This window comes from Amycolatopsis sp. lyj-90, assembly GCF_046549035.1.
Classification (GTDB): Bacteria; Actinomycetota; Actinomycetes; order Mycobacteriales; family Pseudonocardiaceae; genus Amycolatopsis.
The window spans coordinates 38,289-51,237 of sequence record NZ_JAJPWP010000017.1 but is presented as its reverse complement, the minus strand read 5'-3'; the positions used below and the strand labels follow the sequence as shown (position 1 = coordinate 51,237).

Here is a 12,949-nt window from a genome sequence, read left to right as displayed (position 1 = left end):
CGCCATGGACGAAAGTCAAGAAGGTCCGATCACCCGGCCTCCGCACGGGTGATGAGGCATGATGATCGACCATGGCCGAGCGCACACTCTCCGGTCAGCTAGGCGGTCCTGTCCCGGCAGGTATCGAAGCGCTGGCCGACAACGAGAAACAAGACCTCTCCGACGCGTTGCGCGACGCGCGCCACCGCCAGGCCAAAGCCTTGGCCGAAGCGGGCGAAGAGGGTCTGAAATACGTACCCGCGCTGCTGCGGGGCACCATCCGCAAGGTGGTGGGCCTGTGAGCACCGAGAACTTCGCCTCGCAGGCGGAGATCCTCAAACTCGCCCGCGTCCTCGGCACCACCCCGGAGCGGCATTCCTACCTGGAGAACGTGGACGCGGCCGAACTCCAGACGTTCCGCGAGCAGGTCACGGACACGCTGTTCGACGCCAATCTCGCCGCCCTCGAGCGGATGGCGATGGCGAGCAAGCTCGTCCCGAGCCCGATTCTCGCGAAGATCGCCGAGAAGGTCTTCGGCCCGCTTCTGTGCGCCCGGATCGCCGGGCTGGTCGACGTCTCCAGGGGCGTTGACGTCGCGAAGCGGCTGAAGCCGCAGTTCCTGTCCGACGTCGCGGCCGAACTGGACCCGCGCCGGGCGAGCGCGATCATCGCGCGGATCCCGCTCGACACCGTGGTCGCGGTCGCCGGGGAACTGGTGCGCCGCGAGGACTGGATCACCGTCGGCCGGTTCGTCGGGCACCTGCCCGATCCGACCGTGCGAAGGGCTCTCGGCGTCATCGGCGACGAGGCGCTGATCCGGATCGCGTTCGTCCTCGACGACAAGGGCCGGATCGATCACGTCCTCGGGCTGCTCTCCGAGAGCCGGTTCCGGGGCCTCTTGCGGGTCGCGGCCGCCGACGAGGACCTGTGGGCGCCGGTGCTCGACCTGCTCACCCACCTGAGCGAGCAGCGGATCGAGCAGTGGTCCCACCTGCTCGGCGAGCTCCCGCCGGAGCTGCGGGAGCGCGTCGAAGAAACCCTCGGTCAAGCCTCCTGACCCCGGCGGGGAGAGCAAGGGACCTTTGCTATCACTTTGCGGCGAAACCGCTGGTCAGAAGCTCACCGCGTCGCCAGACAGCGGCCGTCAGCGGCACTCCCGGCCGGTACGCCAGATGGGTCGTCGAAGGCGCCTCGAGCACGTGAAGGTCGGCACGCGCTCCTGGCCGCACGAAGCCCACATCGTCACGCCTCAAAGCGCGAGCACCACCCGCCGTCGCCGACCAGACCGCCTCGTCGATCGTCATCCGCATCTGCAGCACCGCGGTCGTGACGCAGAACGCCATCGACGTCGTGTACGAGCTGCCCGGGTTCGCGTTGCTGGCCAGCGCGACCGTCGCCCCCGCGTCCAGCAGCCGCCGCGCCGGCGCCAGCGGCTGCCGGGTCGACAGGTCGCACGCGGGCAGCAACGTCGCAACAGTGTCCGAAGCGGCGAGAGCCTCTACGTCCGCTTCGCTCAGGTACGTGCAGTGGTCGACACTCGCCGCCCCCAGCTCGACGGCGAGCCGCACTCCCGGCCCCTCCCCCAGCTGGTTCCCGTGCACCCGCAGCCCGAGGCCACGCTCCCGCGCCGCCTTCAGCACCCGCCCGGACTGCGCCTCGTCGAAAGCGCCGGTCTCGCAGAACACGTCCGCCCACCGCACCAGCGGCGCCACCGCGTCGAGCATGTCGCCGCACACCAGATCCACATAGGACTCCGCGTCCGCACCCGGCGGCACCAGATGCGCGCCGAGAAACGTGACCTCGTCCGCCACGCCGGCCGCGATCCGCGCCGAGCGCGCCTCGTCCTCGACGTTGAGCCCGTACCCGGTCTTCGTCTCCAGGCAGGTCGTCCCCTGCCTCGCCGCTTCGTCGACGTGACGCCGCAGGTTCGCCGCCAACTGCTCGTCGGAGGCCGACCGCGTCGCGTCGACGGTGACCGCGATGCCCCCGGCGCTGTACGCCTTCCCGGCCATCCGCGCCTCGAACTCGGCCGTCCGGTCCCCGGCGAAGACGAGGTGCGTGTGACTGTCCACCCAGCCGGGCAGCACCGCGCGGCCGTCCACGTCGATCCGCTCGTCCGCGTCGGGCGCGCCCGACGCCGAGCCTGCCCAAACGATCGTCTCGCCCTCGACGACGACGGCCGCGTCGCGGAGTTTGCCCAGCTCGGCGTCGTTCGTGGTGAGCTCGCCGATACCCGTGATCAGGACTGCCACAATGCCTCGATCTCCTTGGCCAAGACCGTTTCCGGCCGGTCGATCAGCTGATGCGTGCCGTCGCGGACGATCTCACGCCCGGCGACGACGACATCCCGGACGTCCGCCCCGGAGGCGGCGAAGACCACCCCGGACGGCTCGATCCCCGCGGTCCGCACCGAACCGAGGCCGACGGTCACGAAGTCCGCACCCGCCCCCACGGCCAGCGAACCGACCTCGTCCCAGCCGATCGCGCCGTGATCCGTCGCCGCCGCGAGCAGTTCCTCCGCGGTGAACCGGCCGCGCTGCTCGCTGGCGAGCCGCTCGTTCAGTTCCAGCGCCCTGGTCTCCTCGAACGCGTCGACGACAGCGTTGCTGTCACTGCCGAGGGACAGCCGCACCCCCGCGTCCAGCAACGTCCGCGCCGGGCCGATGCCGTCGCCGAGGTCCCGCTCCGTCGTCGGGCAGAAACACGCTCGGCTGCGGGCCGCGCCCAGTCGCTCGATGTCGAGCGGCGTCAGATGTGTCGCGTGCACCGCGGTGAGCCGTTCGCTGAGCACACCATGGTCGTGGAGCAAGCCCGTCGGCGTCCAGCCGTAAGCCGCCATGCACTGCTCGTTCTCGGCCCGCTGCTCGGAAAGGTGGATGTGCAGCGGACGATCCGACGGCGTACTGTTGTCCACTTCGGACAGTTGATCCTCGGGAACGGCGCGCACCGAATGAATCGCGCCGCCCACCCGGAACGTCTCCTTCTCCCGCAAGTCGCCGACTCGTTGCGCCCACTTCGCGGCCGAACCGTCGGAGAATCGCCGTTGGACCTCGTCGGGTTCCACACCGATACCGCCCGCGAGGTAGCAAGTGTCGAGCAGCGTCAGCCGGATTCCGGCGTCCTCGGCAGCCTGCCGCAGTGCCTCGCCCATCGCATTCGGCTCCGCATAAGGCTTTCCGCCCGGCGCGTGATGCAGATAGTGGAACTCGCCGACACTCGTGTATCCGGCCAGCACCATCTCGGCGTAGACGCCGCGCGCCAGCCGGTGGTACGAGTCCGGATCGAGCCGGGACGCGAGCGAGTACATCCGCTCGCGCCACGTCCAGAACGTCCCGCGGTCATGGTGCGTCCGCCCCCGCAGCGCCCGATGGAACGCGTGCGAGTGCCCGTTGGCGAAACCCGGCAAGGTCAGTCCGTTCAGGACGGTTCCTTCGCGGGGCGCGTTCGCCGTCACGGACGTGATCTTCCCGCCACCGACCTCGATCAGGACGGCGTCGGCGATCCCGTCCGGCAACCAGGCACGCTCACACCAATATGTCGTCATGTCGACAGTTTCTCCAGGACGTCCGCGAGCGCGCGAGCACCGTGATCGACGTCCTCGGCCTCGGAGAACTCTTCCGGGGAATGGCTGATCCCGGTCGGATTGCGCACGTAGAGCATCCCGGACGGGACGAACCCGGCGAGGATCGCCGCGTCGTGCCCGGCGCCGGTCGGCAGCTCCGGCGGACCGCCCAGCCAGGTGCCCAGGTCACGCCGCAGCGCGTCGTCGAAGATCACGTCGTCCGAGTACGACTCCCTGGTCACCTCGACCCGGCAGCCTTCCTGACCCGCCGCGTCCTCGGCCAGTTTCGCGATCTCCGCGACCAGTTCGGGCGTGTCCGTACCCGGCACCCGCGCGTCCAGCCACAGGTCCACGGTGGACGCGATGACGTTGGTCCCGCCCGGGACCGGCACGAGCCTGCCGACCGTAGCCCTGGCGTCGGCTTTCGCCCTCGCCAGTTTCCGCACGGCGAGAACGGTCTCGGCCGCCGGGATCATCGGGTCACGACGGTCACCGATCAGTGTCGCGCCGGCGTGGTTTCCCTGACCTTGGAAGGAGAATCGCCATCGGCCGTGCGCGATCACCGTATTGCCGACGGCGACCGGAGAGCCGAGATCGATCAGCCCGCGCCCCTGCTCGACGTGCAGTTCGAGGAATCGCCCGATCAGGCCGAGCCGCTCGGAATCGCGGCCGACGCGTTCGGGATCGAGGCCGGATTTCGCCGCCGCTTCGGCGAACGTGACGCCGTCCGGGTCGCGCAGACCGCGCGCCTTGTCCGCGTCGATGGTCCCGGTCAGCAGCCGCGAGCCGAGGCACGGCACGCCGAACCGGCCACCTTCCTCTTCCGCGAAGACCACGACCGCGAACGGCTTGGCGGGACGGAATCCCTTGGCCTGCAAGCTCTCCACCGCGTCGAGCGCGCTGGCGACGCCGAGCGGGCCGTCGAAGGCGCCGCCGCCGGGAACCGAGTCGAGATGGCTGCCGGTGACGACCGCGTCCGGACCGGGCGTGCCCCACCAGGCCCAGATGTTGCCGTTGCGGTCCGTCTCGACGCCCAGCCCGAGCCGCCCCGCACGCTCGACGAACCACGCGCGCAGTTCGGTTTCGCCCGCGTCGAAGGCGTGGCGCGAGTAACCGCCACGCTTCGGGTCGCGGCCGACGTCGGAGATCTCCGCCAGCAGCGAGGACGCGGTCACTCGGCGTCCCGCATCGGCACGCGGACGCCACGCTCGTCGGCGACGTCGGCCGCGCGGTCGTATCCGGCGTCGACGTGCCGGATGACGCCCATCCCCGGGTCGTTGGTGAGCACCCGCTCGAGTTTCTGCGCGGCCAGCAGGGTTCCGTCGGCCACGCTGACCTGGCCGGCGTGGATGGAGCGGCCCATGCCGACACCGCCGCCGTGGTGGATCGACACCCAACTGGCCCCCGACGAGGTGTTGACCAGCGCGTTCAGCAGCGGCCAGTCGGCGATCGCGTCGGAGCCGTCGGCCATGCCCTCGGTCTCGCGGTACGGCGAGGCGACACTGCCCGAGTCGAGGTGGTCGCGGCCGATGACGACCGGCGCCTTCAGCTCACCGCTGGCGACCATCTCGTTGAACCGCAGCCCCGCGAGGTGCCGCTCGCCGTAGCCGAGCCAGCAGATCCGCGACGGGAGCCCCTGGAACGCGACGCGCTCGCCTGCCAGCTTGATCCAGCGGGCGAGGGATTCGTTCTCCGGGAACAGTTCCAGCATCGCGCGGTCGGTCGCCGCGATGTCCTCGGGGTCACCCGACAGCGCCGCCCAGCGGAACGGGCCGTTGCCCTCGCAGAACAGCGGGCGGATGTAGGCGGGCACGAACCCCGGGAAGTCGAACGCGCGCTCGCAGCCGCCGAGTTTCGCCTCACCACGCAGGGAGTTGCCGTAGTCGAAGACCTCGGCGCCCTTGTCGAGGAAGCCGAGCATCGCCTCCACGTGCTCCGCCATCGACTCGCGGGCGCGTTCGGTAAACTCGTCGGGCTTCTTGTCCGCGTAGTCCTGCCACTCGTCGACACCGATGCCCTTGGGCAGGTAGGAAAGCGGGTCGTGCGCGGAGGTCTGGTCGGTGACGATGTCGACCTCGACGCCGCGGCGCAGCAGTTCCGGCAGCACCTCGGCGGCGTTGCCGACCACGCCGACGGACAGCGCGCGCTTCTCCTTCTTCGCGGCTTCCACGCGGCGGATCGCGTCGTCGAGGTCATCGGCGACCTCGTCGAGGTAGCGGGTCTCGACGCGGCGGTGGGCGCGCTGCGGGTCGCACTCGATGACGAGCGCGACGCCGTCGTTCATCGTGACGGCCAGCGGCTGCGCGCCGCCCATGCCACCGAGCCCGGCGGTGACGGTGAGCGTGCCCTTGAGGCTCCCTCCGAACCGCTTCTTCGCGACGGCCGCGAAGGTCTCGTAGGTGCCCTGCAGGATTCCCTGCGTGCCGATGTAGATCCAGGACCCCGCGGTCATCTGGCCGTACATCGTCAGGCCCTGCGCTTCCAGGCGGCGGAATTCCGGCCAGGTCGCCCAGTCGCCGACGAGGTTGGAGTTCGCGATGAGCACGCGCGGCGCCCACTCGTGCGTGCGGAACACGCCGACCGGCTTGCCGGACTGGACGAGCAGCGTCTCGTCACCCTCCAAAGTGGTCAGTTCGCGGGTGATCGCGTCGAAACTGGCCCAGTTGCGGGCGGCCTTGCCGGTGCCGCCGTAGACGACCAGGTCCTCGGGGCGCTCGGCGACCTCGGGGTCGAGGTTGTTGTGGAACATCCGCAACGCGGCTTCGGTCTGCCAGTTCTTCGCGGTGAGCGTGGTGCCTCGGGCGGCACGGACCGTGCGGGTCATGGGCTCAGACCTCCAGTTGGGCCGCGGCGAGGACGGCACCCGACGCGACGAGTTCTTCGGCGGCGGCGATCTCCGGCGCCAGATGACGGTCGGGGCCGGGGCCCTCGACCTTGGTGCGGACGAGATCCCGGACCCGGCCGGTGACCGGCGACGGGACCAGGGGCGCGCGCATGTCGAGTGCCCGCGCGGCGGTGAGCAGTTCGATGGCGAGGACGGTGTTGAGACCCTCGACGGCCTTGCGCAGCTTGCGCGCGGCGGACCAGCCCATGGAGACGTGGTCCTCCTGCATGGCGCTGCTCGGGATCGAGTCGACCGACGCCGGCACCGCGAGGCGTTTGAGCTCACTGACCACGGCCGCCTGCGTGTACTGGGCGATCATGTGGCCGGAGTCGACGCCCGGGTCGAACGCGAGGAACGGCGGCAAGCCGTGCGAGCGGGCCTTGTCGAGCATGCGGTCCGTGCGGCGTTCGGCGATGCTGGCGACGTCCGCGAGCGGGATGGCGAGGAAGTCGAGCACGTAGGCGACCGGGGCGCCGTGGAAGTTGCCGTTCGACTCGACGCGACCGTCGGACAACACGACCGGGTTGTCGACTGCGGAGTGAAGCTCACGCTCGGCGACAAGCTCGGCGTGCGTGAGGCTGTCCCGTGCGCCTCCGTGCACCTGCGGCGAGCAGCGGAGAGAGTACGCGTCCTGGACGCGGTTGCAGTCCGGGCCGCGGTGGCTCTCGACGATCTTCGAATCCTGGAGCGCGGTCCACATGCGCTGGGCGCTCAGCGCCTGCCCGGGGTGCGGGCGCAGGGCCTGGAGATCGGCGGCGAAGGCGCGATCGGTGCCGAGGAGGGCTTCGACGCTCATCGCCGCGGTGATGTCGGCGGTGTCGAGAAGCTTGCGCAGGTCCGCCGCGGCCAGCAGGAGCATGCCGAGCATGCCGTCGGTCCCGTTAGTGAGGGCGAGGCCCTCCTTCTCCGCGAGAACGACCGGTTCGATCCCGGCGTGCTTCAGCGCGACGGCGGCCTGGACGACTTCGCCGTTGTACTCGACTTCGCCCTCCCCCATCAGCGCGAGCGCGACAGCGGCCAACGGCGCGAGGTCGCCGGAGCAGCCGAGGGAGCCGTACTCGTGGACGAGCGGGGTGATCCCGGCGTTGAGCAGGGCCGCAAGCGCTTGCGCGGTCTGCGGGCGGACACCGGTGTAACCGCTGGTGAGGGTGCGGAGACGCAGCAGCATCAGCGCGCGCACGACCTCGGTCTCCACGACCGGTCCCGCGCCCGCCGCGTGCGAACGGATCAGCGACCGCTGGAGCGCGGTGCGGCTCTCGAGCGGGATGTGCCTGGTGGCGAGCGCCCCGAAGCCGGTCGAAACGCCATACGTCGGCGCCTCGGCGTGGGCGAGGTTGTCGATGTGCTGACGCGTCGCGGTGAGGTTCTTCTCGGCCGCTTCGCTGACCGCGACGGGCGAGTGGTCACGGGCGACCGCGACGACCTGTTCGGGCCGAAGCGATTCGGACCCCAGAAGTACGGTTTCCGGCATAGCCCCCATTGGACAACGCCATGCTCGCTGGTGGGCGGCCCCAACCGGTGTTTGTGTCTGGTATCCAAGACACACCGGCGGGAGCAGGGGACCTTTGCTATCGCTTGCCTCAACGTTGAGAGAGGCGAGAGCAAAGGACCCCTGCTATCGCCGGTGAGCGAGACAGGAGGTCGGCATGGGTGAGAGCAGCGAAGTGCCAGCGCTGCGACGCGGTCTCGGCATCCTTCGCGCCCTGGCCGCGCGGCCGGGCCCGGTGTCGGCGGCCGCGATCGCGCGCGAGTTGAATCTGCCGCGCTCGACGACGTATCACCTGCTCGCCGAGCTGGAGGCCGCCGGGTTTGTGGCGCACTTACCCACCGAACGCCGCTACGGACTCGGCATCGCCGCGTTCGAACTGGGCTCGGCATATCTGCGGCACGACCCGCTGGAACGGCTCGCCGTCCCGCTGCTGCGCAAGCTCGCCGACCGGGTCGGCCACACCGCTCATCTCGGCGTACTGCACGGCAACGAGTCGCTTTACCTGGTCAAAGAGCGCCCCACGCGACCGGAAACCCTGGTCACCGAGGTCGGCGTCCGGCTGCCCGGCCAGCTCACGGCGTCGGGCAGGGCGATGCTGCGGCACCTGCCGTCACCACACGTGCGTGCGCTCTACCCGGCCGCGTCGGCGTTCGTCCTGCGCACCGGTCGCGGCCCGCGCACCCTCGCCGAACTGCGCCGCACGCTGAACGCGGAGGGCAGACTCGGTTGGGCGGTCGAGGACGGTCACGTGACCGAAGGATTCGCCTCGGTGGCCTGCCCGGTCTTCGACCACGGCGGCCGGCCGATGGCCGCGATCAGCGTGACCCTCCGCCACCTCTGCCCGGGAGCCGAGGGATGCGAGGAAACTTGGCCTGACCTCGCGGAAGAGGTCCGTCTGACCGCGGCCGAACTGACCACCCGGATCGGGGGTCAGGTGCGCTGAGCGTGCTTCTTCTGGACTCCCTCGAGGCCGAGCATCGCCAGCAGTTCCGCACAGTCGAGGGCGTCCGAAGCGTGCCCGGCGACGGTTCGCGCGGCTCTGCCGTTCTGCAGGGTGAGGCGGACTTCTTCCTCCGCGCGCACACCGGCCATCCGGCTCTGGTCTTCTGCGGGATCGGGACGACTGGAATGCCTAGCCCAGGTCATCTGCCACCTTCTTCCGGCCCATCCGTCGACTCGGGGTCGGTTCGATAGAGGGCCATGGTCGGACACTCAGCATGACATCCCACCCCGCGACAGTTCCCGGCGCGGGTGAATTGAGACGAAAATGATCTAGATTTGGCTACGCTCCGTGATTCAAAAAGGACTCGAGTCGGTCATTGAACGGCGCACCCGTGTCGGGCACCAAATGGCTCATCCCCGCCACGACGTCGCGGTCCGCGCCGGTCCTGTCCGCGATCGCGTCGGCGATGATTTCGTACTCCGGCCGATGGCCACCGGTGATCACGAGCATCGGGAAATCCGCTGAGGCCAACACATCGAGCGGTATTTCCGCGTCTCCCGGCGGCCGCATCCCGAGCAACGCGCGGGCACCGCGCCGCAACGTTTCCGGCACCGGATCCGGGATGGGCAGCGGCACACCCGCGAGCGGGAAGAACGCTTCGAAGACCTCGCGAGGGTCGTCCAGCGAGCCCGCGAGGAGCTGCCGCAGTTCGCCGTCCCACGCGTCGACGACCTCATCACCTCGGACGACCCCGGTCGCGGGCGGCTCGACCACCGTGAGCGTCCAGACCATCTCCGGCCTCCTCGCGGCCGCGAGCATCGCGACGATCGCGCCGTAGGACAGCCCGACCAGATGCGCAGGCTCGTCAAGCACCTGCTCCGCGATCAAACCGGCGTCGACCTCGAAATCCTGCACACCATCCGGCGATTTCCCGTGGCCGAGGCGGTCGGGTGCGAGCAACGTCCACCGCTCGGTCAACGGGCGCTGAGCCCGCCACGCCTCCCGGCCGCCGAGCAGCACGCCGTGGACGAGCACGACGCGAGGTCCTGATCCCCATTGATGTACGTGAAGCCGCATGCTCGCGAGCGTATCCCGGAGAATTGCTTCCCTGATGCCCGAATAGGCGGCCAAGCGGGTCGGTTCATGTCCTGAGGTGCATGGTGTTGCGCCTCGGTTCTCCGATGGGGTCGAGGTAGGCGGGTGCGGTGAATTCGGGTAGTCCGTCTTGGGCGATCTGGACTTTCCATTCGCTGTGGTGGATGAGCCGGTGATGCTTGGTACAGAGCAGGACCAGGTTGTCAATTTTGGTTTCGCCATGGTGCCGCCAGAAAACAATATGGTGAGCCGTACAACGAGGCACGGGCATGTCGCAGCCTGGGAAGGCGCACCCGCCGTCGCGGATGGTGAGCGCGTATTTCTGAGCAAGGGAAACGGTGCGTTTGGAGCGGCCGATGTCGAGAGGTTCCCCAGCTGTACCGAGAACGCCGGGCCGGACACGGGCGTCGCAGGCGAGGATGCGGGCGTCGGTGGCGCTGATCGGCCCGACCAGATCCAAATGCGCTTCGCCGATGTCCCGGACGAGGTCTTCGTAGGACATGGTGACGAGGATGTGGGTGGCCTCGCCCGCCTGGCCGGGAAGGTTCCGGCTCGTGGTCTTCAATCGCACATAGTCGGTGAAAGCATCCCCGTAGCGTTCATCCTGAGTGCGAGAGTCCCGGACTCCGTCGATGGCCTTGTGCGGTTTGGCCATCGGGTCCAGGTCGGACTTCAACCGCGCGTAGGTCTCCAGATCCAGAGTGCCCTTCAAACCCAGGGTGCCGTTGCGGTGCTTGACGAACCGCAACTCCGGACGCGTGTCCTTCGGGTTCTCGTCGCGGGGTGCTTTCCCATCGGGATCGAGCTTGTCCAGGAGTCTCCGTCCAGCTTGGGCGATCTGACGAGGCCCGGCATGCCGGGCCAGATCCACAAGAATCTTCTCCCCACCCCGCACCTCCTCTTCCGGGACGAAAGACGGGATACGCGCCAGGGTGCGGATGATCGCGTCGATCTGCGCACCACCGATCGCACCCTCCGCCGCAGCATCAGCGGTCAGCGGAGCCAGTGGCGGCACCCGATCACCACCCACCGCCACCCCGGCATGCAACGCCAACACCCGGTCAGCGCGAGCATCCGCTTCCTTGCCAGTCACAAGGAAGTCCTCGAAAATCATCGCCGACAACGTCGCATGACCACTGCACCCACGAACCCCACGGATATTGATTTCCGCGAGAATCGCGTTCTGCTCAGCATCCAATTGCCGCTTCAAAACTTCGAGTTCCTGTTTACGGGCATGCAGCGTCGCAGTATCGACACGCCACCATTCGGCGGGTGTCGTCTGGGATGCATCGTCGCTGGCCACGGGATCGACATTACTCCCGTTCGAACAGGTGTGCTATCGCATATTCATGTGACACCCCCAAGCGCGCAATTCACTCGGCGCGGTGAACCCCGACGTCGGCAGGTTCGAGCACCACCACAGGAATCTTCCGCTCGGTATAAGTCGCATAGGTCGCGTAGGACTTGTAGATCGCCACCACCCGATCCCACAAACGGTCCCGCTCCACCCCCTCGGCGACACGCGGACGGACTCTTCTGCGTTCGCCACCGGGCAACTCCACCTCGGTGGTCGCCATCGCCATCAAGTTGTGGAACCACGCCGGGTGCGCGTCCACGCCGCCCTTCGATGCCACGATGACCAGCCGCGGCGAGTCGTCGAGATAGATCAAGGGACTGATCCGGGCCTGGCCGGACTTGCGGCCGACATGGTGGAGCAGCAGGACAGGCGCGCCGCCGAAGTACGACCCGCCCACCTTGCCGCCGGTTTTGCGGAACAGGAACGTGTTGAACCGCGCCAGCTGCCGAAGCAGCTTCCAGCAACGAGACGTCGGCGAAGGCGGCTTTGACATGCCGCCATCGTGTCACTTGATGCCAACTGTCGTCAACTGACAAAAGCCTGGGCGTGACGTAATGCCGTAAGCTGGCCGACATGGAAAAGCCCGGCCTGCGGGAGCGGAAGAAACAGCGGACCCGGGAGGCGCTGATCGACGCGGCCCACGAGTTGTTCTGCGCCAACGGCTTCGAGGCCACGACCATCGACCAGATCGCCGAGGCGGTAGAGGTTTCGTCACGGACGTTCTTCCGGTACTTCACCTCGAAGGAAGACGTCGCGCTGTCACTCGCGGACGAGCAGATCACGGCGATACTCGAAGCGTTCGCCGCACAACCGGCCGACATGCCGGTGCTGACCGCGTTGCGGACGGCCACGGTCGAAGTCGTGCGGGCGTACGAGGCCGAGGCGCGCTTCCACAGCCTGCAGAACTTGATCTCGGTAAGCCCGGCACTGACGGCCGCGCGGATCGAGCGGGGCACCGCCCGGTTCGACACGGTGGCGGAGCTGATCGGCGCCCGGATGGGGGTCGACCCGGCCATGGATCCCCGGCCGTACCTTGTGGCCTCGGTAGCGCTCTACTCGGTGCAGACGGCAGTAGCTGCTTGGCGCACCGCCGGCCGTCAGGCGCCGGAATCCGAACTGACCGGGCAGGCGTTCGACCTGCTGTCAGCAGGCCTCGACTACCCCGCACACGAAGAAGCGGCCTCACCCCGAGGGGTAAGGCCGCTTCCGTGAGACGGTGGAGGTGCCGGGAATTGAACCCGGGTCCTCTGGCGTGTCACCAGGACTTCTCCGTGCGCAGTCCGCTATGTCTCTACTTGGCCCCTTCAGTCACGCGAACAAGCTGAAGTGACGAGCCCAGCCACTGTTTGCTTCCCAACCACACCCCGTAGCCGAGTGCGGCGGTAAGCCTCCTAGCTGATGCCGGTGACCGGGTCGGAGGCAACCCCGGACCGACAGAGTCACTCTACTGCTTAGGCAGCAAGAGCGAACTCGCGCTGGCTCGTAGGCTCGGCGCTTATTGGTTTGCGATGACGCTTACGGTGGTCTCTCGCCTGCACCGGCACGCTTCTCCTGATTCAACGTCCAAAGTCGAAACCGTTCACCCCCTTGGTGGGACACAACCTGTACAGCATAACGCGCCCGGCAACCGGGTTGATCCC

At 68.5% G+C, this 12,949-nt stretch carries 13 protein-coding genes and 1 other RNA gene; 4 read left to right on the top strand and 10 right to left on the bottom strand.

Annotated elements, in window-relative coordinates:
* Positions 1-71: 71 nt before the first annotated feature.
* Both ACLJPX_RS42815 and ACLJPX_RS42810 read left to right on the top strand, forming a co-directional pair.
* Positions 72-281 carry a hypothetical protein gene (locus ACLJPX_RS42815; protein ID WP_410605869.1) on the top strand — a complete coding sequence of 70 codons (210 nt, stop codon included), beginning with the start codon at positions 72-74 and terminating at the stop codon, positions 279-281.
* Positions 278-1,036, top strand: a complete 759-nt coding sequence (locus ACLJPX_RS42810; protein WP_410605868.1) for a hypothetical protein — start codon at positions 278-280, stop codon at positions 1,034-1,036. Before ACLJPX_RS42815 ends, ACLJPX_RS42810 begins: the two co-directional genes overlap by 4 nt.
* 31 nt (positions 1,037-1,067) lie before the next feature.
* Here the strand turns inward: ACLJPX_RS42810 and hutI are convergent, their stop codons facing one another.
* Genes hutI through hutH form a run of 5 tightly spaced genes read right to left on the bottom strand, consistent with a single transcriptional unit; the run spans position 1,068 to position 7,896 of the window.
* The gene (gene hutI / locus ACLJPX_RS42805; RefSeq protein ID WP_410605867.1) at positions 1,068-2,231 is read right to left on the bottom strand and encodes an imidazolonepropionase; all 1,164 of its coding nucleotides are present in this window, start codon (positions 2,229-2,231) and stop codon (positions 1,068-1,070) included.
* On the bottom strand, positions 2,219-3,523 hold the full coding sequence (locus ACLJPX_RS42800; protein ID WP_410605866.1) for a formimidoylglutamate deiminase: 1,305 nt from the start codon (positions 3,521-3,523) through the stop codon (positions 2,219-2,221). The genes hutI and ACLJPX_RS42800 overlap by 13 nt, the downstream gene beginning before the upstream one ends.
* The gene (locus ACLJPX_RS42795) at positions 3,520-4,716 is read right to left on the bottom strand and encodes an allantoate amidohydrolase (RefSeq protein ID WP_101612649.1); all 1,197 of its coding nucleotides are present in this window, start codon (positions 4,714-4,716) and stop codon (positions 3,520-3,522) included. Before ACLJPX_RS42795 ends, ACLJPX_RS42800 begins: the two co-directional genes overlap by 4 nt.
* The gene (gene hutU, locus ACLJPX_RS42790; protein ID WP_101612648.1) at positions 4,713-6,365 is read right to left on the bottom strand and encodes a urocanate hydratase; all 1,653 of its coding nucleotides are present in this window, start codon (positions 6,363-6,365) and stop codon (positions 4,713-4,715) included. The genes ACLJPX_RS42795 and hutU overlap by 4 nt, the downstream gene beginning before the upstream one ends.
* A gap of 4 nt (positions 6,366-6,369) precedes the next feature.
* Positions 6,370-7,896, bottom strand: coding sequence for a histidine ammonia-lyase (gene hutH / locus ACLJPX_RS42785; protein ID WP_410605865.1), 1,527 nt, complete (start codon positions 7,894-7,896; stop codon positions 6,370-6,372).
* A 175-nt stretch (positions 7,897-8,071) separates the two neighbouring features.
* Here hutH and ACLJPX_RS42780 point away from each other — a divergent pair, with 175 nt between their 5' ends.
* The gene (locus ACLJPX_RS42780; protein WP_410605864.1) at positions 8,072-8,857 is read left to right on the top strand and encodes an IclR family transcriptional regulator; all 786 of its coding nucleotides are present in this window, start codon (positions 8,072-8,074) and stop codon (positions 8,855-8,857) included.
* Here ACLJPX_RS42780 and ACLJPX_RS42775 read toward each other — a convergent pair.
* The 4 genes from ACLJPX_RS42775 to ACLJPX_RS42760 form a co-directional block, all read right to left on the bottom strand.
* Positions 8,845-9,060: a hypothetical protein gene (locus ACLJPX_RS42775; RefSeq protein ID WP_143253029.1), complete on the bottom strand. Its 216-nt coding sequence runs from the start codon at positions 9,058-9,060 to the stop codon at positions 8,845-8,847. The genes ACLJPX_RS42780 and ACLJPX_RS42775 overlap by 13 nt on opposite strands.
* Before the next feature lie 136 nt (positions 9,061-9,196).
* Positions 9,197-9,934, bottom strand: a complete 738-nt coding sequence (locus ACLJPX_RS42770; RefSeq protein ID WP_410605863.1) for an alpha/beta fold hydrolase — start codon at positions 9,932-9,934, stop codon at positions 9,197-9,199.
* A 64-nt stretch (positions 9,935-9,998) separates the two neighbouring features.
* A complete protein-coding gene (locus tag ACLJPX_RS42765) occupies positions 9,999-11,255 on the bottom strand; it encodes a DUF222 domain-containing protein (protein WP_410605862.1) in 1,257 nt (418 codons plus the stop codon).
* 70 nt (positions 11,256-11,325) lie between these two features.
* On the bottom strand, positions 11,326-11,802 hold the full coding sequence (locus tag ACLJPX_RS42760) for a nitroreductase/quinone reductase family protein (RefSeq protein WP_410605861.1): 477 nt from the start codon (positions 11,800-11,802) through the stop codon (positions 11,326-11,328).
* A gap of 80 nt (positions 11,803-11,882) precedes the next feature.
* Here ACLJPX_RS42760 and ACLJPX_RS42755 point away from each other — a divergent pair, with 80 nt between their 5' ends.
* Complete coding sequence (locus ACLJPX_RS42755) at positions 11,883-12,521, top strand: TetR family transcriptional regulator (protein WP_410605860.1); 639 nt, start codon at positions 11,883-11,885, stop codon at positions 12,519-12,521.
* 2 nt (positions 12,522-12,523) lie between these two features.
* Here the strand turns inward: ACLJPX_RS42755 and ssrA are convergent.
* Positions 12,524-12,896: a transfer-messenger RNA gene (ssrA, locus tag ACLJPX_RS42750) on the bottom strand.
* Positions 12,897-12,949 lie beyond the last annotated feature (53 nt).

Bases quoted from the DNA above. Each gene is read 5' to 3' on its own strand.
- ACLJPX_RS42815 (WP_410605869.1), top strand. From the start codon at position 72: ATGGCCGAGCGCACACTCTCCGGTCAGCTAGGCGGTCCTGTCCCGGCA.
- ACLJPX_RS42800 (WP_410605866.1), bottom strand. From the start codon at position 3,523: ATGACGACATATTGGTGTGAGCGTGCCTGGTTGCCGGACGGGATCGCC.
- hutU (WP_101612648.1), bottom strand. From the start codon at position 6,365: ATGACCCGCACGGTCCGTGCCGCCCGAGGCACCACGCTCACCGCGAAG.
- hutH (WP_410605865.1), bottom strand. From the start codon at position 7,896: ATGCCGGAAACCGTACTTCTGGGGTCCGAATCGCTTCGGCCCGAACAG.
- ACLJPX_RS42780 (WP_410605864.1), top strand. From the start codon at position 8,072: ATGGGTGAGAGCAGCGAAGTGCCAGCGCTGCGACGCGGTCTCGGCATC.
- ACLJPX_RS42775 (WP_143253029.1), bottom strand. From the start codon at position 9,060: ATGACCTGGGCTAGGCATTCCAGTCGTCCCGATCCCGCAGAAGACCAG.
- ACLJPX_RS42770 (WP_410605863.1), bottom strand. From the start codon at position 9,934: ATGCGGCTTCACGTACATCAATGGGGATCAGGACCTCGCGTCGTGCTC.
- ACLJPX_RS42760 (WP_410605861.1), bottom strand. From the start codon at position 11,802: ATGTCAAAGCCGCCTTCGCCGACGTCTCGTTGCTGGAAGCTGCTTCGG.
- ACLJPX_RS42755 (WP_410605860.1), top strand. From the start codon at position 11,883: ATGGAAAAGCCCGGCCTGCGGGAGCGGAAGAAACAGCGGACCCGGGAG.